General features: G+C 44.9%; 17 protein-coding genes. 4 read left to right on the top strand and 13 right to left on the bottom strand.

The features are described 5' to 3' along the window. Window positions 1-101: 101 nt before the first annotated feature. Both HMPREF2794_RS07620 and HMPREF2794_RS07615 read right to left on the bottom strand, forming a co-directional pair. The gene (locus tag HMPREF2794_RS07620) at window positions 102-1,001 is read right to left on the bottom strand and encodes a helix-turn-helix domain-containing protein (protein ID WP_010538176.1); all 900 of its coding nucleotides are present in this window, start codon (window positions 999-1,001) and stop codon (window positions 102-104) included. Window positions 1,002-1,034: 33 nt separating this feature from the next. Beyond that, the gene (locus HMPREF2794_RS07615; protein WP_055269445.1) at window positions 1,035-1,937 is read right to left on the bottom strand and encodes a helix-turn-helix domain-containing protein; all 903 of its coding nucleotides are present in this window, start codon (window positions 1,935-1,937) and stop codon (window positions 1,035-1,037) included. Window positions 1,938-2,184: 247 nt separating this feature from the next. Here HMPREF2794_RS07615 and HMPREF2794_RS07610 point away from each other — a divergent pair, with 247 nt between their 5' ends. Continuing rightward, on the top strand, window positions 2,185-3,201 hold the full coding sequence (locus HMPREF2794_RS07610; RefSeq protein ID WP_055269446.1) for an SDR family oxidoreductase: 1,017 nt from the start codon (window positions 2,185-2,187) through the stop codon (window positions 3,199-3,201). A gap of 181 nt (window positions 3,202-3,382) precedes the next feature. On the opposite strand, the gene HMPREF2794_RS07605 is transcribed toward HMPREF2794_RS07610, so the two are convergent. The 3 genes from HMPREF2794_RS07605 to HMPREF2794_RS07595 all read right to left on the bottom strand — a co-directional run bounded on the left by HMPREF2794_RS07605 (window position 3,383) and on the right by HMPREF2794_RS07595 (window position 6,345). Beyond that, the gene (locus HMPREF2794_RS07605; RefSeq protein ID WP_010538173.1) at window positions 3,383-3,919 is read right to left on the bottom strand and encodes a hypothetical protein; all 537 of its coding nucleotides are present in this window, start codon (window positions 3,917-3,919) and stop codon (window positions 3,383-3,385) included. Window positions 3,920-4,101: 182 nt separating this feature from the next. Next, window positions 4,102-4,797 (bottom strand): response regulator transcription factor, encoded by a 696-nt coding sequence (locus HMPREF2794_RS07600; RefSeq protein ID WP_010538172.1) that lies wholly within the window; start codon window positions 4,795-4,797, stop codon window positions 4,102-4,104. 33 nt (window positions 4,798-4,830) lie between these two features. Continuing rightward, window positions 4,831-6,345: a sensor histidine kinase gene (locus HMPREF2794_RS07595; protein ID WP_055269447.1), complete on the bottom strand. Its 1,515-nt coding sequence runs from the start codon at window positions 6,343-6,345 to the stop codon at window positions 4,831-4,833. Window positions 6,346-6,478: 133 nt separating this feature from the next. Here HMPREF2794_RS07595 and HMPREF2794_RS07590 point away from each other — a divergent pair, with 133 nt between their 5' ends. After that, window positions 6,479-8,587, top strand: coding sequence for an outer membrane beta-barrel protein (locus tag HMPREF2794_RS07590; protein ID WP_055269448.1), 2,109 nt, complete (start codon window positions 6,479-6,481; stop codon window positions 8,585-8,587). 118 nt (window positions 8,588-8,705) lie between these two features. Here HMPREF2794_RS07590 and aspD read toward each other — a convergent pair whose 3' ends face one another. Beyond that, window positions 8,706-10,349: an aspartate 4-decarboxylase gene (aspD, locus tag HMPREF2794_RS07585; RefSeq protein WP_029425569.1), complete on the bottom strand. Its 1,644-nt coding sequence runs from the start codon at window positions 10,347-10,349 to the stop codon at window positions 8,706-8,708. Window positions 10,350-10,411: 62 nt separating this feature from the next. Next, entirely contained in the window at window positions 10,412-12,064 is a 1,653-nt protein-coding gene (aspT, locus tag HMPREF2794_RS07580) for an aspartate-alanine antiporter (RefSeq protein ID WP_070751283.1), read from the bottom strand. Between the two features lie 250 nt (window positions 12,065-12,314). On the opposite strand from aspT, the gene HMPREF2794_RS07575 reads away from it, so the two are divergent. Further along, window positions 12,315-13,982 carry a formate--tetrahydrofolate ligase gene (locus tag HMPREF2794_RS07575; protein WP_010538167.1) on the top strand — a complete coding sequence of 556 codons (1,668 nt, stop codon included), beginning with the start codon at window positions 12,315-12,317 and terminating at the stop codon, window positions 13,980-13,982. Here the strand turns inward: HMPREF2794_RS07575 and HMPREF2794_RS28875 are convergent. From HMPREF2794_RS28875 to pyrB, 6 genes are all read right to left on the bottom strand, one after another. Next, window positions 13,979-14,152, bottom strand: coding sequence for a hypothetical protein (locus HMPREF2794_RS28875; RefSeq protein ID WP_153880824.1), 174 nt, complete (start codon window positions 14,150-14,152; stop codon window positions 13,979-13,981). The genes HMPREF2794_RS07575 and HMPREF2794_RS28875 overlap by 4 nt on opposite strands. 178 nt (window positions 14,153-14,330) lie before the next feature. After that, window positions 14,331-15,611, bottom strand: coding sequence for a serine hydroxymethyltransferase (gene glyA, locus HMPREF2794_RS07565; protein ID WP_055269449.1), 1,281 nt, complete (start codon window positions 15,609-15,611; stop codon window positions 14,331-14,333). 224 nt (window positions 15,612-15,835) lie between these two features. Next, a complete protein-coding gene (locus HMPREF2794_RS07560) occupies window positions 15,836-16,573 on the bottom strand; it encodes a porin family protein (protein ID WP_010538164.1) in 738 nt (245 codons plus the stop codon). Between the two features lie 4 nt (window positions 16,574-16,577). Further along, on the bottom strand, window positions 16,578-17,147 hold the full coding sequence (locus HMPREF2794_RS07555) for a flavin reductase family protein (RefSeq protein WP_070751281.1): 570 nt from the start codon (window positions 17,145-17,147) through the stop codon (window positions 16,578-16,580). A gap of 44 nt (window positions 17,148-17,191) precedes the next feature. After that, window positions 17,192-17,665 carry an aspartate carbamoyltransferase regulatory subunit gene (gene pyrI, locus HMPREF2794_RS07550; protein ID WP_010538162.1) on the bottom strand — a complete coding sequence of 158 codons (474 nt, stop codon included), beginning with the start codon at window positions 17,663-17,665 and terminating at the stop codon, window positions 17,192-17,194. Next, complete coding sequence (pyrB, locus tag HMPREF2794_RS07545) at window positions 17,662-18,603, bottom strand: aspartate carbamoyltransferase (RefSeq protein WP_008761416.1); 942 nt, start codon at window positions 18,601-18,603, stop codon at window positions 17,662-17,664. The genes pyrI and pyrB overlap by 4 nt, the downstream gene beginning before the upstream one ends. Before the next feature lie 772 nt (window positions 18,604-19,375). Between pyrB and HMPREF2794_RS07540 the strand changes: the two genes are divergently transcribed. After that, window positions 19,376-21,715 carry a transglycosylase domain-containing protein gene (locus HMPREF2794_RS07540; protein WP_010538161.1) on the top strand — a complete coding sequence of 780 codons (2,340 nt, stop codon included), beginning with the start codon at window positions 19,376-19,378 and terminating at the stop codon, window positions 21,713-21,715.

Here is a 21,715-nt window from a genome sequence, read left to right as displayed (position 1 = left end):
TCGTATGTTTTATAACATTGATTAAGAATTTGAAGTCTCAAATATATTTTTATTAAAGGTTTTCTTCTGTTCTAGAGTCATCTGGAAGAAGAGCATATAAATCAGTTAGGCATTCTGAAATCATTCGGTGGGCAGCCGGTCATCTTCTTAAACAGGCGGCTAAAATACTGAGCATTCCGGAAGCCGAGTTCCTGCGCTATCTGGTTAAGCGGCTTATCAGTATTTATCAGCCAGTCTTTAGCTGTTTCGAAACGTTTGAACTGGAGATATTCTTTAAATGATTTTCCTGTTTCATATTCCAGCAAATCATTAAAATATGCAGGAGATAAATGGAGGCTTCCGGCACAATCTTCAATGGTAGGAAGGTCGGCGGATTGACTTTGTATCGTATGGAAATGATGATCTAAAAGACGATTGAACCGTCCGATAATCTGTTTGTTTGCTTCATTGCGGGTGATAAACTGGCGTTCGTAGAAGCGTTCGCAATAATCGAGCAATAGTTCGATATATTTAGAAATAATTTTCTGGCTATAGCAATCGATACAGCGTTGCAGTTCCTGGTTTATTTTATCCAGAAGCTCCAGTATAACCTGCTTCTCACGTAATGAAATATGCAGTGCTTCTTCGGGGCGATAAGAGAAGAAAGTATAGTCACGGATATTCGCTCCGAGGGCAGTGCCACAGATCAGGTCGGGATGAAACGCCAGTATCCATCCCTTGGAAGGACGCGTGTTGTTACTATCTTTCATGCTGATTGATTCTCCGGGAGTCAGGCAGATAAGTGTTCCGTCTGAGAAGTCGTAGTACTGATGTCCGTATCTGCATGCTTCACATTTGCATTCACCCAACAGAATCGTATAAAATCCGAATTTAAAATCTGTATGGGATGATAGGTCGGCTTTTGAGAGGTCGATGACACTGACCAGAGGGTGCAGTGTCTTACCTCCCAAGCAACAATTGCATTGATGCACACTTCCTAATTTAAGTACTTTATCTCCCATGACGTAAATAATATCCTGATTTATGGAGCTGTTTTAGCTCTGTTGCTTATATTCGTTTGGTGTGCATCCGACATTCTTCTTGAACAACCGGCTGAAATGTTGCGGATACTGGAATCCCAGTTCATAGGCAATCTGGCTGACCGTCTGGTTACCTTCCAATATCCGTTCTTTGGCAAGTTCTATGATTCGGTACTGGATGTATTCCTGTGCTGTTTTTCCTGTTTCTTTCTTGATCAGGTCACCGAAATAATTGGGGGAAAGGCAGACTTTATCCGCAAAGTATTTGACAGAAGGAAGCCCTTCGGTGAGTGCAACTTGATTTTGAAAATACTCGTCCAATAACTGTTCAAACTTAACGATGATGTCTTTATTGGCTTGGTTGCGTGTGATGAATTGCCGTTCGTAGAAGCGCATGCAATAGTCGAGCAATAGCTCTATATTGCGGACAATGAGCTGTTTGCTATGTTTATCGATAGCATGTTCCAGCTCGATTTGTATTTTGTGAATACAGTCGGTCACAATTTCCTTTTCCTGTTCGGAGAGATGCAATGCTTCATTCACTTCATAAGAGAAGAAGCTGTAGTGTTTGATGTTCTGTCCTAAAGAAGTTCCCCGAATTAAATCGGGATGAAATAAAAGACCGATAGATTTGGTGCGGGGCGGGGTTTGTTTACGATTGTCTATCCCGACTACCTGCCCCGGAGCCATGCAGACGACGGTTCCTTCTTGATAATCATAATATTTCCGTCCGTATCTGAGATCGCCACATTTTGCTTCTTTCAGAAACAGAGAGTAGAATCCGATATTCATACGGTAGTATTCTACCGTCTTTGTCGCTTTCGAAAAGTCGATTACATTCACTAACGGGTGTAAAGTCTCTAGTCCGAACAGTTGGTCATACTGGTCAATACTTTCTATTTTTGTAATTTCTTCCATACGGCTTGCAGTTTTGATCTGTCACAAAGATAAAGCTTTTAAATGTATCTTTTTCATTCCGGATTTGTAAAACTGTAATTTGGGTATAAGATTCAGTAATTTGTATACAACGTTGGCAGCCGACCGGATGCAAACTTACATTTACTATCAAGATTAGCGTATCAGAAACAAAAAAACGGAATAATAGCAAGGATGTAAATAACAGAATTGATATATTTGTTCCTGCGAATTTTAAAAGACTTGTTTTATGAAAGCATTATTCATTGGAGGGACCGGTACCATCAGTGCCGATGTAGTAGAGTTGGCACAACAGAGAGGGTGGGAGATTACACTGCTCAACCGAGGTTCAAGGAAACTGCCCGAAGGCATGCGTAGTATCATTGCCGACATTCATGATGAGGAAGCCGTAGCGAAGGCTGTCACAGATGAAAGTTATGATGTGGTTGCCCAGTTCATTGCTTATACGGCAGAAGATGTAGAACGTGACATTCGTCTGTTCCGGGATAAGACGAAGCAATATATTTTTATCAGTAGTGCATCCGCCTATCAAAAGCCGTTGGCTGATTACCGTATTACAGAAAGCACTCCTCTGGTGAATCCTTACTGGCAGTATTCACGGCATAAGATCGCAGCCGAAGAAGTGTTGATGGCAGCATACCGGACAACCGGTTTTCCGGTTACGATTGTTCGTCCCAGTCATACTTATAATGGAACGAAACCTCCTGTAAGCCTGCATGGAAATAACGGCAACTGGCAGATTCTGAAACGGATTCTTGACGGGAAACCTGTGATTATTCCCGGCGATGGCAGTTCATTGTGGACATTGACTCATTCCAGAGATTTTGCCAAAGGATACGTTGGACTTATGGCAAATCCTCATGCAATCGGAAATGCCTTCCATATAACTACTGATGAGAGTATGACTTGGAACCAGATTTATCAAACCATTGCCGATGCACTGGGAAAACCGTTGAACGCCTTGCATGTGGCTTCCGATTTCCTTGCACGGCATGGAGAAAACTATGATTTTAGAGGCGAACTGTTGGGAGACAAAGCAGCTACTGTAGTCTTCGATAATTCGAAAATAAAACGTCTTGTTCCGGATTTTATCTGTACTACCTCAATGGCAGACGGTTTAAGGCAGGCAGTTCAATACATGCTTTCACATCCTGAAACGCAGACTCCTGATCCGGAGTTCGATTCATGGTGTGACCGTATAGCGGATGCAATGTGTGCAGCGGACAGGGCCTTTGAATCAAAATGAACAAAAAAGAAGTAGTAACTGCATTTGTTATTGATAGTCGGAAGTGCCTGACGAAGATAATTTGATTAGCTATTAGCATAATCTGATAAGCTAATAGCTAATCAGATTATGCTAATAGCTAAATTGAAATTACTTGTAAAAGTATTATTTGCTATTATAATATTTCATTATTATAGGGTGATTAATAGAGCCCATTCCTTCCTTGCTGAACTTCAATCCGGATACCGAAATTACCATTTGAAGATTTCAGTTCGAATGCTCCCCGGAAGTTATTTTTTTCCCAAGGCATAGCACTACGGTTGGGTACTTTCCATCCGTCTTTATCATAGTCTCCGTATGTATTGATTTTCCATCCATTTTTCAGCTTGAAGGTTCCCATTTGCATGAATTGCGGTGAAGACGACAACCCCCATCCATACCCATATCCGAAACCGGAGAAAGGAGAAGAAAATGCGTCAGTGAATCCCTGGGTATAGGTTGCGTCTGTATTCAGACGGAATATCTGATTGTAATCTTTACTTACATCCGGTATGTCCAGATTGAGTTTCGGAAGTTTGGGAGGTGCCACATTCATTAATCCCATGTCCAGCAGGAAGCCGCCAAATTCCTTCATATTGCTTGAAGGGGTACGACGAATACTATCGGAAGGAACTTCCGACTGTGCGGATGCAAAACCGACCGATAATACCAGCGAAAGAAATAGAATCAGTTTTTTCATCTTCGTAAAGGTTGATTGATGACAAAGATAGAAAATATTAGTATGACTGCTTGTTTCCGTTATGTTTTCTTAGAGAAAAATCCATTTTAAACATGGTGTCACTATCCTGACAGGATGGTGTAAGTATCCCGGCAGGATAGTGACACTATATCACTGGTATAGTGACACCATGTTTTTTTGATTCAAGTAGCTATTAATTTATAGCCGATTCCCCGCACATTAACGATCCGGATTTGCTCATCCTGTGATAATTTATGCCGTAGTTTAGTAATGAACACATGCAGACTTCGGGAATTGAAAAAGCTGTCATCTCCCCAGAGGTCAAGCAGTACATCTTGCGTGTTGACTACCTGATTCCGGTTTTCGCAAAGACGTTTTAATATTTCAGATTCCCGGTGGGAGAGTTCCTGCCTCTCTCCGGCACGCAATAGAGTTTGTGCAACGGGATCGAACAAGTAGCTGCCTATCTCAAAGCGACTGGAGGGCTTTTGCTCTGTGAAGCTGAACGCTTTCCCCATTAGCGCCTTGATGCGGATAATGAGCTCTTGCATGCCAAAAGGCTTTTTCAAATAGTCGTTGGCTCCAAGTTCAAAACCTTCTACCACATCATTGATGGCCGAACGGGCAGTCAGAAACAAAACGGGTGTTTGTTTGTCTGTTTGCCGGATACGGCGCACCATTTCGAATCCATCCATTTTCGGCATCATCACGTCGGCGACCAATACATCCGGGCGTAGTTCAAAGAAAAGATGTAATCCTTCTTCTCCGTCTCCTGCCGTATGAATTGTAAAGCCGCTTTCTTCCAGTGTATCTTTGATGATCATAGCGAGTGTCACTTCGTCCTCTACCAATAGTACTGTAATTTCGTTTTTACTCATGATGTTGACTTATTATAAAGTAAATGCACTTTTTTATAAGATAATGGTAAATGTAGTTCCTTTGCCCGGTTCACTTTTCACGGAGATGGTACCTCCATGCTTTTCGACCATACTTTTGACATAGAAAAGTCCTAAACCGTATCCTTTCACATTATGAAGATTGCCTGTCGGAACCCGATAGAATTTGTCGAATATATGTTTCTGTTTATCGGGTGGAATGCCTATTCCCCGGTCGGTAACAGTGATGCATACCGTTTGTTCTGTCTGGCGGCAGCAGATTGTTATTTCGGCAGACTCTTTGGAGTACTTCACTGCATTGTCAATCAGATTGCTGATGATGTTGTTGAAGTGGGTGCGGTCTGCAACAAGGGTCAGTGATTCGGGATTTATTTCCAGAGTTACGTGTACGGTTTTATCAGCTTTAAGTTGGTGCTGCTCTATTAAAGAAGTAATCAGTTCTTTCAGATGAATCTCTTCGGGGTGCAGTCTGAATGTCTTGCGACTTTCCATGCTCATGGAAAGAATCTGTTCAACGAGCCCGCTCAAACGTTGCAACTGCTCCTGACTGATGCGTAGGTACTGGTCACGCTTACTCTTCTCCTCCGCTTGGTTGAAATTCAGCAGCGCATCATTGGCGGCATAAGCTACGGCGATCGGAGTTTTTAATTCATGCGTGATGTTATTGGTAAAGTTGCTCTTCATCTCCTCCAGTGTCTTTTGTCTCAGCAGTGTCCGGATGAGAAACCAAAAGGAGAATCCCAGGATGAGGAAGATAACAAATGAAGTGACCAGAATTCCGGTCATTTGCTTCCATACCAGAGAAGTGATCGGTTCCATTATCAGTTGATAGCGTTGGCTGTGATGTCTGTTGAATTCGTAGTCGTAGCGGATAGCTTTCGGGCTGGGGATATAACTGCTGTCTCCTGCGATACCCAGCGTATCTATATATATTTTTGATGAATCCATTGCGGTTCCGGTGTATATATATAAGATGTGATGAGGAACATCTATGTTGTGTGCTTTCAATACATCGGTAAGGAGGCTGTCATATTTTTGCAGGTTGATGTCGATATAGGTATCCACACCCGAATGCATACCCTGTTGGACGCTGAGTAAAAGTTCTTTCATCGAGTCTTCTTTCTTTAATAATACATCGAGTCCGCTTTCGCTGGAGGCGATGGCTCTGGCTTCGGGGTCAGTATTGTTAACCGCCAATGTATCTACTGCCGTTTCCGTTCGCGTGTGCAGGGTGTCTTTGTAGGTACTGTCCGTATAAGAGATGGTCTGGCTTGTTACCAGCGCTTTTCCGTCGTCACTGTATCCGGCGGAAACGGTGACCGATCCGTGTTCTACATTGTCTTTTTGCAATTCGTTGACACGAAGCACGATTTCATTGAAGTCGCTCGTACGCATTGCATCCTTGATATGATTGTTCATTTCCTGTTTCATTGTACGGTAAAGTCCCGTCAACCAATAGGTTTGGTAAACAAAGATGCCTGTCAGCGAGCAGATGACAAGGATAATGATATGTTTCAACGGTAGTTTCATACGGACAAAGATAGTATGAAACTGTTATTTTTCTTCTCTTTGATAAGACTAAATAACACTAGATAAGCCGGTGATAACGTAAAGTTTCACTTTTTCTCCCGTATTTTGCAGCATACTCAAAAATAAATGCGATATGAAACGAACTTACTTACTGCTTTTGTTACTTTTCCTATATTGGATGTATGCTTCTGCGCAGCAGGTACAGCCGGTACGAGAACCTGCCGACAGCGTAAAAAACGTAGCATATATAGACAGTCTGTTCAGGGAACTTCCCGAAGTGATGATTACCGGAGAGCGTCCGGTAGTGAAAGCGGAACAGGGGAAACTGGTGTACGATGTTCCGCGACTGGTGAGCAACCTCCCGGTGGACAATGCTTACGATGCGGTAAAGAACCTTCCGGGCGTTGTCGCTATGAACGATGGAATGACATTGGGAGGACAACCGGTAACAGTGGTCATCAACGGAAAGGTAAGTACCCTGTCTGTGGAACAATTGAATGACCTGCTGAAATCAATGCCGGTCAGCCGGATTGAAAAGGCGGAAGTGATGTACTCGGCTCCGGCCCGCTATCAGGTACGCGGACCGATGATTAACCTGGTACTGACTTCGGGCACAGGAAAGGAACCTTCCCTTCAAGGTGAACTATATACCTCTTATAGCCAGTTGCATTACGAATCTTTGGCAGAGCGTGGAAGCCTCCTGTACTCCGGACGCAAATTCTCTGCTGATCTTCTCTACTCTTACTCTTACAGCCGCGAACGGCGGGAGACGGATAAAGAAGCGCTTCACACGCTCGCCGACGGTTCGGTACACCAGATGGATATGTATGACATCACAACTTCCCGTCACAACAATCATCAGGTGCGTCTCGGCATGGACTATGCATTTGCCGACAAGCATTTGCTGAGTTTGGTTTATACAACAGCTTTCACAGATGTCAAGCCTTATGCCACCGTTACCGGTGCACAAAATTCTGTGACCGATTCACGTTCGGAAGGACAGCTTCATAATGCAAAGCTCGACTATCAGACTCCTTTCGGACTGAAAGCCGGTGCGGAATTTACCTATTATCATTCTCCCGGAAGTCAGTTGCTCCACAGTACACTGGGAGAGGAAACGCTGAACTTTCTGAGCAGAGATAACCAACGGATCAACCAATGGCGATTTTATGCCGGGCAGGAACATACATTGGGCAAAGACTGGGGACTGAACTACGGCGTCGCCTATACGACGGCATTGGATAACAGTTATCAGATGTATTACGACCCCGAAACGGAAGCACCGTTACCGGACAATAATATGAAATCCCGACGCCGCGAACAGACGGTGAACTTCTATGCCGGACTCAGCAAGAGCTTCGGAGAAAAACTTTCGGCAGATGTTTCGTTGGCAGCAGAGCAGTATCACACGGATATGTGGAATGAATGGAGCCTTTACCCGGTTGCCAACCTGACGTATCTGCCTGCTCCGGGACATATCCTGCAATTCTCATTGAGCAGTGACAAAGAATACCCGGAATACTGGAGTATGCAGAACTCCACTTCCTATATGGGTGCCTACTCCGAAATTCAGGGAAATCCCTTCCTCAAACCTGCAACGAATTATGAGACGACCCTCAGCTATATCCTAAAGGGCAAATATGTATTATCCGCTTATTACAGCCGCACGAAAAACAAGGAGATGCAAACTCTTTACCAATCTCCGGAACGTCTGGTCGAGATTTATAAATGCTTCAATTTCGATTTCTCGGAGCAGGCAGGACTGGTGATGGTAGTCCCCTTTAAAGTGAAGAAATGGCTGGATTCACGTGTGACGGCGATCGGTTTCCGCTATCGTCAGAAAGACAGTGATTTTTGGGATATCCCGTTTGACCGCAAATTATATACATTTGTGCTGACAATGAACAACACCTTCACTCTCTCCACCAAACCGGATTTAAAGTTAACCCTCAGCGGATTTTATCAGAACAGGGCTATACAAGGCATTTTCGACCTTCCCCGTTCCGGAAATCTGGATGTAGCCCTCCGCTATACTTTTGCAAAAGGAAAGGCACAGCTGACTGTGAAGTGCGACGACATATTCAATACTTCTACTATTTCGACAAATGTCCGCTACGGATTACAGAATGTGAAGAACCACTATATGAAAACGACCCGTGCATTCGGTATCTCCTTCAACTATAAATTCGGAGGATATAAGGAGAAGAAGAGGGAAGAGGTGGATACTTCCCGGTTCAAATGATGCCTTGTCTTGTGGCAGTACTTGATTATTTGATCAGAAGGGATACCCGATTGTCGGCGGTCATTCAATGGGTTGCAACCACCTTTCGGATATCCCTGTAATCAATGTTCGGGCCGTTTTATCCTATGGACGCTTTCCACACTTTGGCATACTCTTCCAGTACCCGTTTGATGCTTTTTCCTATCTTCACATAATCAGCCTCATTCAGATTGGCAAGTGATACACGGACACTCCATTTCGGTCCGGCAAAACCGCCTCCGTTCAGCAATACCAATGAAGTTTCGTTGGCGAGCCGGAAAACGACATCCAGCGGATTGTATGTCTTTTGCAGGTAAGCAACGAAGTCATCACCATAAAATTTCTTCGCCCATACCAGCATATCGATCTCCGAATAATATCCGGCACGTAGCGGGTCCTCTACCAGTGTGAAACCGGTATTGTCCCAAAGCGCATGCAGGCGGCGGTGAATGATTTCCTGCATTTTAGCCTTATAGCGGTCTTCTTTGTCAAGAAGGGCGAAGGCAGAAAACAAGCTCATCTGCATTTGTTGGGGCAGGGAAAGTCCTGCGGTATGGTTTAATGCAATCTGGCGGCTGTCGGCCACCATGCGGTCGATAAACTTCATCTTCTCCGGGTGCAAATCGAGGCTTGAGTAGCGTTTGTTCAAGATTGCTTTTTGCTCCTCCGACAGGCGGGCAATCATTTTGTCGTAGATGTTGTCTTCGTGTAAAGCAATGACTGCATTTCTCCATCCTGTAGCTCCGAAATATTTGGAGAAGGAATAGACGCAAAGTGTATTGTGTGGCAATTCTGCCATCAACGAACGGAAATGGGGAATAAACGTTCCGTACACATCATCTGTGATAATCATCAGATTCGGATTATCATTCTTTACAATATGGATGATGCGTGCCACTGTTTCCGGATTGAGCGCGTAACTGGGCGGATTGCTCGGATTGGTGATAAACAACGCTTTTATCTGCGGATTCTTCAGCTTGTCAATGTCTTCATCTTTATATTGCCAGGTATGCAGTCCGTCCGGTGTCATTTGGTCAGCGGATATTTCGGTAACGTCAAACTGATAACGGCGTAGTTCGGGAATTTCGATGTAAGGCGTGAAGACCGGAATCATCAGAGCGATGGAATCTCCCTGATTCAGCAGGAAGTTTTCTTGCAATGAATCGAATACGTAGCACATGGCAGCCGTTCCCCCTTCGGTAGCGAAGAGGTCGAATGTACCTTTGGGCGGACGACGGTCGCACATTTCCTGCGCCAGATAGTCCTGTACGATTAGCTCGGTGAAGTGCAGGATACGGTCGGGGACGGGATACTGGTCGCCGATGACCGATTCAGCCCATTCATGAACCAGTGTATCCGGGTCGGCGGCATGTTCCATCAACATATAATTATAGGTCCCTTTCAGCAGCTTGGCTCCGGGTTCCTTCTCGTTTTCTTTGAGAAAGGCTTCGAAGCGGGCAGCTATTCCATCTTTCTGCGGGATGCCTGCTATTCCTTCTTCCAGCGACAGGACACGGCGACATTCGCAAAGTCCGAATTTTCCCAGCAGGAAGAAGGCTTCACGCGGTTCGGTGGCAATCCAGTTCGGGTTGCCCCGCCCTGCATTCAGCATGGTATGGGCTATTTTCTTAATACTTTCGTCGGCCATTTCGATGAGCTTGTTTTTAAGTTCGAAAGGGCTGATCGTTTCCATCTTTTTGGCAAAGTTCTTGGTGATAGCTGTGCCAGTTGTTTTCTTTTCCATCATGGTTTTTATTGTTTTCTGATACTTAATTTTGATTTACGATACATTCATTATACTAATATCTACATGAGTAATACGATAGCTACTCCCCAGATGATCAGCAGGGTATTTCCGACGGCATACGTCACGGTGTATCCCAGGGCGGCAGTAGTCGTACGTGCTCCAGCTGTACATCCCAGTGTGAGGGCAGGGTGGAACTTAAACAGATATCTTCCCATCAGCAAACCGCTGAGAAGAGGAATGGCAGTTGCGAGTGCACCGACGATAAACAGGCTGAATCCTACTTCCTTGAAACCCGTCACAAAACTAGGTCCTGCGGCGATGCCGACAACGGCGATGAACATGTTTAATCCTACATTATTCAATACCCACAACGAAGGTTCGGGAATACCGCCAAAGGTGGGACGTTTGCTGCGCAGCCAACCAAAAACGAGTCCTGCGATCAAGGCACCTCCACTGGTGGAAAGGCTGATCGGGATACCTCCCAAATGTATGGCCAGTGCACCGACCAGACCACCGATAAGGATACCCAGGCCGACAAAGATCATATCTGTCTGGTTGGTAGGGCGGTCAATGTAACCCATTTGCTTGGCAGCCGTTTCCACTTCGAACTTTGTTCCGGTCAGTTCAAGGATATCACCGGAGTCGATCACTGTCTGCGCAAGTACCGGAATGTTGATTCCTGCCCGCTTGATGCTGCGGATACTGACTCCATGCATGAATTTCTGTGCGCGGACGGTAGAGACTTTTTCTCCGGCGAACGTACGGTGAGTAACCATGACGGGAAGCGTCTCTGCCGGAAAGTCGAGCAGTTGGGCATCGATCACTTCCGGACCGATCCAGTCTTCTTCGCCGATGGCGTATTCACGGCGACCGCTCAGTACCACTTCATCGCCCGGCTGTAGAAGCATCTCCGGAGTAACCTCTTCTATGACGCCTTTTTGCCGCACCCGTTCTACAAACAGTCGCTTATCGTTTTCTATCAGATACTTTTCCAGTTCGCTGACAGTCTTTCCTTTGCCAAACCATTTGTTCTCAATTTTATAAGCACGGAATACGACGGGGCGGAGAGCAGTATAAAATCCCGGTTCATCAGCTTCCGAAGTACCCATTTTGGCTTCCAGCTCTTTGCAGTCAGCTTTCACTTTGTCCAGTCCGCCCAGCATTTTAGGACCGAGTGAAGCGAGAATCCATGCGGAGCCTGCCGTGCCGAAAATATAAGTCACAGCGTATGCTACAGGAATGGCATTGATAAATGTCGCTTTCTGTGCATCGCTGATACTTAACTGATTGATCGTGTCACTTGCTACACCGATAACTGCGGAGATGGTCTGTGAGCCTGCCAGCAATCCGGCAGCTTCGCCTACGTGGTAGCCCATGATTTTGGCAAGTATCCACGGGGCGATGAGGCTGACTATACACATCAGGACGGCAAATCCTACTTGTGGCAATCCGTCTTTCTTCAATCCGCGAAAGAATTGCGGACCTACTTTGTAGCCCACAGCGAATAAAAACAGTAGAAAAAAGACAGCTTTCATCGGGCCGTCTACACTAATGTTCAACTGTCCCACCAGCACTCCGACCAGAAGGACGCTCGTCACTGTACCTAATGAAAATTTTCCTATTTTGAATCTGCCCAACCAAAAGCCGGCGAATAAGGTAAGAAAAATGGCGAGTTCAGGGTGATCCCTTAATTGGTTAATAATCCATTCCATATATGTTGTTCTTGTTTAGGTTATGTCAATAACAACAGTTCTTGTACGGAAAGAGTTTAGAAGAGTATGTTCGTTATCGTCATAGTTTATAAATATTTTAGGTAGGATTATGCGGATTACACGGTTTTAGGAATTGAGTAATTGAAAACCGTGCAGAAATAATGAGAGAAATCAGAGAAAGCTTTAAATTTCTCAGTTTCGCTTTTTTGTTATACTTTTGTCACTTCAAATAAAACTAATCATATTCTGTATGAAATCAGACATAGAAATAGCTCGCAGTGTCGAGTTGAAGAAGATTAAGCAGGTTGCCGAAGGTATCGGAATTCCCCGTGAAGAAGTCGAAAATTACGGTCGTTATATCGCGAAGATTCCCGAACAACTGATCGATGAGGAGAAAGTGAAGAAAAGTAACCTCGTTCTGGTAACTGCCATCACAGCGACAAAGGCGGGTATCGGCAAAACTACCGTATCTATCGGTCTCGCTCTGGGACTGAATAAAATCGGAAAGAAGGCGATTGTCGCTTTGCGCGAACCGTCTCTCGGTCCTTGCTTCGGTATGAAGGGAGGAGCAGCGGGCGGAGGATATGCACAGGTGCTCCCGATGGAGAAGATCAACCTCCACTTTACGGGAGACTTCCATGCGATTACTTCCGCGCATAACATGATTTCCGCTTTGCTTGATAATTATCTTTATCAGAATCAGGCGAAAGGTTTCGGACTGAAAGAAATCCTCTGGCGTCGGGTGCTCGACGTGAACGACCGTTCATTGCGCAGCATCGTAGTCGGACTCGGACCGAAGTCGAACGGTATCACACAGGAGTCAGGTTTCGATATTACTCCGGCTTCGGAGATTATGGCGATTCTCTGTCTTTCCAGGGATGTGGAAGATTTACGCCGCCGCATAGAGAATATTCTTCTGGGCTTTACATACGATGACCAGCCGTTTACAGTGAAAGACCTCGGAGTAGCGGGAGCCATCACGGTATTGCTGAAAGACGCCATCCACCCGAATCTGGTGCAGACTACCGAAGGTACTGCCGCTTTCGTACACGGCGGACCGTTTGCCAATATCGCTCATGGCTGTAACTCCATTCTTGCCACCAAACTGGCAATGTCATTCGGTGACTATGTGATTACAGAAGCCGGATTCGGTGCAGACCTTGGCGCTGAAAAGTTCTATAATATCAAATGCCGCAAGAGCGGACTCCAGCCCAAACTGACAGTGATTGTTGCTACGGCACAAGGTTTGAAGATGCACGGCGGTGTCAGCCTCGACCGTATCAAAGAACCGAATATGGAAGGATTGAAAGAGGGTTTGCGCAATCTGGATAAACACATTCGCAATCTTCGTTCCTTCGGTCAGACGGTGGTGGTAGCTTTCAATAAGTTTGCTACCGACACGGACGAGGAAATGGAAATGCTGCGCGAACACTGCGAACAGCTGGGAGTAGGCTACGCCATCAATAATGCGTTCAGCGAAGGTGGTGAAGGAGCAGTAGATATGGCACGCCTCGTAGTCGATACGATAGAGAACAACCCGTCCGAACCTTTGCGCTATACGTATAAAGAGGAAGACACCGTCCAACAGAAGATTGAGAAAGTGGCTACCAATCTTTACGGGGCAAGCGTCATTACGTACAGTAGCATTGCCCGTAACCGTATCAAGTTGATTGAGAAGATGGGCATCACTCATTATCCGGTTTGTATCGCCAAGACTCAGTATTCCTTCTCAGCCGATCCGAAGATTTATGGTGCCGTAAATAATTTCGAGTTCCATATTAAAGATATAGTGATCAATAACGGTGCTGAAATGATTGTGGCGATTGCAGGAGAAATTCTCCGTATGCCGGGACTGCCAAAAGAACCACAGGCGTTGCATATCGACATTGTAGATGGAGAAATTGAAGGTCTGAGCTAAGCTGCTGCCTGCATAGGGTTATCGAAAATAAATCCCCGTCTTTCCACTTCTGATGTTTTGGGAAGACGGGGATGATTGTATATAGAGTCCAGTGTACCGGTATATTGACCTTGTCTGATACACTGTACGATTGAAGTCGTCGCTGTCTGAAGGTATAGTGCGTATTTCAATTTCTCTTTTTGTAGTAAGAAAACGTATTTTCGGGCAGATAGTTTGCCCGGCACTGTTAATAAATAAAAAACAAAACCTGCTTTTCTTTTCGAAAAGCAGGTTTTAATTCTCAATTATTATTTATCAATTAAAGATGTTACTGATTCACATCACCGACACCCTTCAACAAAAAAAATCTTAATCAGCAAAAAGAGGATATTTCTTCATTGTCTCGTTGACACGTGCACGTACTTGTGCGATAACCTCTTCGTTTTCCACGTTAGACAGAACTGTTTCTATCATTTCGGCAATTTCGATCATCAGGTCCTCTTTTGCACCACGAGTAGTGATAGCAGGAGTACCCAGACGGATACCGGAAGTCTGGAAAGCAGAACGGCTATCAAACGGAACCATGTTCTTATTAACGGTAATATCAGCAGAAACTAATGCTTTTTCTGCCACTTTACCTGTCAGGTCAGGGTATTTGCTGCGCAGGTCAACCAACATGGAGTGATTGTCCGTACCACCGGAAACGATTGTAAAACCACGGTCTATCAAAGCCTGTGCCAGTACGGCAGCATTCTTTTGTACCTGTTTTGCATATTCTTTGTATTCCGGTTGCAGGATTTCGCCGAAAGCTACAGCTTTGGCAGCGATTACGTGTTCCAATGGTCCGCCCTGTACGCCGGGGAATACAGCTGAATCCAGTAACTGAGACATCATTTTGATCTCACCCTTCGGAGTTTTCTTTCCCCATGGATTAGGGAAGTCTTTGCCCATCAGGATAACACCGCCACGAGGTCCGCGAAGTGTTTTATGTGTAGTAGAAGTGACGATATGTGCATATTTAACCGGGTTTTCCAACAGTCCGGCAGCGATCAGACCCGCAGGGTGAGCCATGTCGATCATCAGGATAGCGCCTACTTTGTCTGCGATTTCACGCATACGTTTGTAGTCCCATTCGCGGGAATAAGCAGAACCGCCGCCGATAATCATTTTTGGTTTTTCGCGTAAAGCAACTTCTTCCATTTGGTCGTAGTCTACGCGGCCGGTTTCCTGATTCAGATTGTATTCGCAAGGAGTGTAGATGATACCGGAAGTGTTTACTAATGAACCGTGAGAAAGGTGTCCGCCGTGTGCGAGGTTTAATCCCATGAATTTGTCGCCCGGATTCAATACAGCCAGAAATACTGCTGCATTGGCTTGTGCTCCTGAATGCGGTTGTACGTTTGCCCATTCGGCGCCGAAGATCTCTTTCAGACGGTCGATAGCGATTTGTTCGCTCTGGTCAACTACTTCGCAACCTCCGTAGTAACGTTTGCCCGGATAACCTTCTGCGTACTTGTTAGTCAGGCAAGAACCCATTGCCTGCATTACCTGGTCACTTACAAAGTTTTCAGATGCAATCAGCTCGATACCTTTCAGCTGACGTTGGTGCTCTTTTTCGATGATATCGAAAATTAAGTCGTCTCTTTTCATTCTTTTTATAAGTAAGATTAAATTTCTAATTCGAGATACCTATTTTAAGCGCACAAAGTTAGTGAAAATAAATAAAGAACGAAGGAACTATAAGAAAAATGTTAGTAAATGGAGGAAATTAATAGATAATGGATAATTTATCGTACAGAATGAATAGGGGATGCCTGTTTTTGCCGGTTGCCGGCTATCAAAAGTTTATTGGCCGCTCCGGTAGTGTCCGCCCGTTAAAGGATAAATCCGAACGAGAAGCTTAATGCACTGTCGCGACGGCGGAAGATGATATGGCTGACTCCTGTGCTGCCGTCGGAGTTGATGTTATCATAAACAATCGACTTGGAGATGTTTCTTATCCCTTGCTCGTAGCGGAAGTCAAAAAAGATACGGGAAATATTGACACCGACACCGATCACGGCGCTCACATTGAGCGGATACAACTTCTCATGAATCCCTTTCTGGTCGAAGTTTGTGAAAGTGATTTCATTCCGTTTTCCCCATAGATACCGGAGCTTGGGACCGGCAAAGATTGACATCCCGTAAGGACCTTTCTTCACTACATTATATCCGTAGAGAACTGGGAAATCAATGCTGTGAAGAACGGATTGTACGGAGGCATAGTCGGGCTCGACGGCAGGATGTTGCGAGCCGAGCTTATCGAATACAATCTCACCTTTGCTGACGTTATAGGATACTTCCGGCTGAATGAAATGCTTCTTCATATTGATGCGCATGAAGAGTGCGCCGAAGTAGCCGATCTTATAATTGTTTTGTACTTCGTCGATGGTTACGTCTTTGATTTTCAGCTCGGACACCATGAACATGGAAGAATTAAATCCGGCTTTGATGCCGAAGTTTACTTTCTTGGTGTTTGGTCGTTCCACTTTATCTGCGTTACGATCCTTGCCGAAAGCTGTGCATGCTATCGCCATCCAACCGAAAAGAATGAGTTTACGCAGTATATTCATGGTTCTATTTATTCTTCTTTTCTACACTCCAGCCGAATTTCCCTATTTTTTCTCCCAGGTCATAATATCCTCCGTGCACATACACTAACGGGTTTGCTTCTGCCAGCTCGAACTTTCCGGTTTCGGGATTCAGGTTCCGGTCGTCTGCGCGGACATTTACCACATCGGCAATGAACATATCATGTGAACCGAGCGAAACTATTTCCTTGACACGACATTCGATGCAGAGGGGAGACTCTTCGATCAGTGGTGCACTGACTACGGTACAGCGTCCCGGAGTGAGTTTCATCTCTTCAAATTTACGGTAATTCCGTCCCGAACGTACTCCGCACCAGTCGGTGGGGAATGCCATATCTTTAGTTGTCAGATTGATAACGAACTCCATATTCTTCTTGATGATGTCATAGGAATATCGTTCCGGTCGTACGGATATATAGCACATGGGCGGGTTAGTGCAAATCGTACCCGTCCATGCTACTGTGATAATGTTGTATTCACTTTCTTCTTTTCCGCAACTCACCAATACGGCAGGCAGCGGATAGATCATTGTTCCCGGTTTCCAGTCTTGTTTCACTTCTTGGCTTCTTTTAGTGCTACATTTCCTTCATTATCCATTTTTCATTTTCCATTATCCATTAAAGAAATTTCCTCACGTTTCTGTTCTTTTTCGCAATAATGGCACTTCACGATGCAGTTATCCTTGTCTATCACATGGAATAACGTAGGCATAGGCTCGTTGTTCGTGATACATTTCGGATTGGCGCATTTTACGATGCCGTACAGTTCGTCCGGCATTCTGACTTCTTTCTTCTCGACAACCTCGTAGTCGCGGATGATGTTCAGCTTGACGTAAGGTGCTACTACCGATATACGGTTGATTTCTTCGTCGCAGAAGAATTTGTCGGCAATTTTGATGATGCCTTTTTTTCCTAGCTTTTTGCTGTCGAGGTTGAAGCCGATGGTGATGTTGCACTTCATTTGCTCCACACCCAGGAGTTGTACGACAGTAAAGAGTTTTTCTGATGGGATATGGTCAATCACTGTCCCGTTTTTCAAGGCAGCTACTTGCAATGCTTGTTTATTTTCGTTCATAATAAAATATCGTTTTTAACGTCTTCTAATGTGATACCTAACACGTCGCAAAGGATGGCTTCACGGGCATACAGTCCGTTTTGTGCCTGTTGGAAATAGTATGCTTTCGGATTGTTGTCCACATCGTAAGCAATCTCGTTGACACGGGGCAGCGGGTGCAGGATGCGGAGGTTCGGACGGGTGTTTTCCAGCATCTTGTTGCGTAGGATATATACATTTTTCACTCGTTCGTATTCCATCAGGTCGGTGAAGCGCTCACGTTGTACACGGGTCATGTACAGAATGTCGGCATCGGCGATGATTTCTTCGGTAAATTCCGTGTGCTCGATGTATTTAATCTGATGTTCTTTGCAGTAAAGTTTATACTCTTCCGGCATTTTCAGTTCATCGGGAGCGATGAAATGGAAAGTAGGGTTGAAGTGGCGCATCGCCATGAGCAGCGAGTGGACAGTACGACCGTATTTCAGGTCTCCCACCAGAAAGATATTCAGGTTTTCCAGTGTTCCCTGCGTTTTGTAGATGGAGTAGAGGTCGAGCATCGTTTGTGACGGGTGCTGATTGGCTCCGTCTCCCGCATTGACGATGGGTACCGGTGCTACTTCGCTGGCATAACGGGCAGCTCCTTCGAGATAGTGTCGCATAACGATGATATCTGCATAGCTGCTTACCATCATGATCGTGTCTTTGAGTGTTTCTCCTTTGGAGGAGCTGGTTGCTTTCGGATCAGTAAATCCGATAACGCGTGCGCCGAGGCGATTGGCTGCTGTTTCGAAACTCAAACGGGTGCGGGTGGAAGGTTCAAAGAACAGGGTTGCTACTACCTTACCTTGCAATAACCGGCGGTTGGGGTTCATTTCAAACTGCTTCGCCATTTCGAGCATGTAGAGGATTTTTTCTTTAGAATGTTCGGCAATGGTTACTAAACTTCTGTTTTCCATTTTGTTATCTTTTATGTGGATAGAACTTGTTTTACCGGAGTGTAAAGGTACGAAGAAAATGTAGAATACAAACTATTTGGACGACAATATTTCTAGTAAATTAAGGGGAATTGCCGGGAATTTATAGTCTGCGTTTTTCAGCTTGGGGATAAATGGACCGGAGCCCCGAGGCGAATCAAGTTAAGCACCGAGACGAATCAAGTTAAGCACCGAGGCGAATCAAGTTAAGCACCGGGATAAATTAAACTAAGCCCCGAGCTGAGTGAAGCTAAGCTCCGAGCTAAACTCAGTTATATTTATCCGGGGTACTTTTTTGTGCATTTTTTCATTCGTCATTCTTCATTTCTCCCGCCTTCCAGCTGACGAAAATCCGGTGAAAAAAATGGCTTAATAAAAAAAACTAAGCTCTGAAACGCCCATGGATAGGGCGCAAAAAACCAATCAAAACCAGTAGAGAAGAGAAGAGTATATAATTCTATTCTAAAGAAATAGAATTATTTAGAAAGAAGAGAAAAAAATGCCGCCGCTTTGCTTTCTGAATAGTTTAGTTTTAAGGGAAGTCAAGTCATAAAAATCCGTGGCTGATCTTTTCGTCTTTTTCTTTTATGCAGGATTTCTTTTTCTCCTTTTCTCGTTTTTCTTTTTTTCTCTTTTGCTTAGTTTTTCGATTGGTTTTAAAATATCAAATAAATCAAAAACTCGTTTGCTGTATGCTATATTTTATCTACCTTTGCAACTTAATTATAAGCATCTTTTTTTAAGCTGAAAAAACATGGTTCGAAAAATAATAAAAGCTCTTTGGATATTATTGGCAGTTGTTTTGGTAGCTATTGTGGTTATCTTTGTTTCTATTTCTAAGGGCTGGATAGGCTATATGCCTCCTGTGGAAGAGCTGGAAAATCCCAACTATAAATTTGCAACGGAAGTCTTCTCGGAAGACGGGAAAGTGCTGGGCACATTCTCGATGGAAAAAAACAATCGTGTGTACAGCAGCTATGCCGATCTTTCTCCGAATATTATCCATGCGCTGATTGCAACGGAAGATGTTCGCTTTGCCGAGCATTCCGGTATTGATGCGAAGGCACTTTTCCGTGCTATCGTCAAGCGTGGTTTGTTGTTGCAGAAAAGCGCGGGTGGGGGTAGTACGATCTCACAGCAGCTGGCAAAACAGTTGTTTACGGAAAAAGTGGCAAGCAATACCATCCAGCGTTTGCTGCAAAAGCCTATCGAATGGGTGATTGCCGTGAAACTGGAACGTTACTATACGAAAGAAGAAATTCTGACGATGTATCTCAATAAGTTCGACTTCCTGAATAATGCTGTCGGTATAAAAACGGCTGCATCTACTTATTTCGGATGCGAGCCCAAAGATTTGAAGATAGAACAGGCGGCGATGCTTGTGGGAATGTGCCAGAATCCGTCCCGTTATAATCCTGTATCCCGAAACCCGAAAATCCGTGAAAATGCGTTGGGACGTCGTAATGTCGTACTCCGTCAAATGGAAAAAGCCGGTTACATTTCGGATGCGGAGTGTGATTCTCTGCAGGCACTTCCGCTTAAACTGGCATATACCCGTGTCGACCACAAAGAGGGGCTGGCAACTTATTTCCGCGAATATCTCCGTGGTGTGATGATTGCCAAGAAACCGGTTAAGAGCGATTATCGCGGCTGGCAGATGCAGAAGTATTATGAAGACTCCCTCTCATGGGAAACAAATCCTCTGTACGGCTGGTGTGCCAAAAATAAAAAGAAAGACGGTTCGAATTATAATATCTACACGGATGGTCTGAAAATCTATACAACCATCAATTCGCACATGCAGCAATATGCTGAAGAAGCGATAAAAGAGCATCTGGGTGATTTCCTGCAACCTCTGTTTTTTAAGGAGAAACAAGGAAGCAAGAATGCACCGTATGCAAGATCTTTGCCGCAGGCACGGGTGGAAGAACTGCTGACCAGAGCGATGAAACAGACTGAACGGTATAACGTTATGAAGTCGGGAGGAGCTTCTGAACAGGAGATTCGCAAAGCATTTGATACTCCTCAGGAAATGTCTGTGTTCACTTGGGCGGGCGAAAAGGATACGATTATGACTCCGATGGACTCTATTCGCTATTACAAACACTTCTTGCGTACAGGATTCATGTCGATGGACCCGATGAACGGATATGTGAAGGCGTATGTAGGCGGACCGAATTATACGTATTTCCAGTATGATATGGCAATGGTGGGACGCCGCCAGGTAGGTTCTACTATCAAACCATATCTGTATACGCTGGCAATGGAGAACGGATTCTCACCTTGTGATCAGGTACGCCATGTGGAACAAACACTGATTACCGAAACAGGAGAGGCATGGACTCCCCGTAATGCCAACAATAAACGCTATGGTGAAATGGTAACCCTGAAATGGGGATTGGCTAATTCGGACAACTGGATTTCGGCTTATCTGATGGGCAAACTGAATCCTTATAACCTGGCGAGACTGATTCATAGTTTTGGTGTACGTAACAAAGCGATCGACCCCGTTGTTTCACTTTGTCTGGGACCTTGCGAAATCTCTGTCGGAGAAATGGTCAGTGCTTATACAGCCTTTGCCAACAAAGGTATTCGTGTAGCTCCGCTGTTCGTTACCCGCATCGAAGACAGTGACGGTAATGTGCTCTCTACATTTGCACCGCAGATGGAAGAAGTGATCAGTGTTTCGAGTGCATATAAGATGTTGGTAATGCTTCGTGCCGTTATCAACGAAGGTACCGGCGGACGTGTACGTCGCTATGGAATTACGGCTGATATGGGTGGTAAGACCGGTACAACCAATGACAACTCAGATAGCTGGTTCATGGGCTTTACTCCTTCATTGGTGTCCGGCTGCTGGGTAGGAGGTGACGAACGTGATATTCACTTCGGCACAATGACCTATGGACAGGGAGCTGCCGCTGCGCTGCCTATCTGGGCAACTTATATGAAGAAAGTCTATGGCGATCCGTCTTTAGGATACAGCCAGACGGAAACGTTCAAACTTCCCGAAGGATTTGATCCTTGTGCCGGTTCGGAAACACCGGACGGAGAGGTCTTTGAAGAAACAGGACTGGACGATTTGTTTAATTAA

Source organism: Bacteroides sp. HMSC067B03 (genome assembly GCF_001811315.1).
Lineage (GTDB): Bacteria > Bacteroidota > Bacteroidia > Bacteroidales > Bacteroidaceae > Bacteroides > Bacteroides faecis.
The sequence above is the reverse complement of the archived record's forward strand: the minus strand, read 5'-3'. Positions and strand labels throughout refer to the sequence as shown.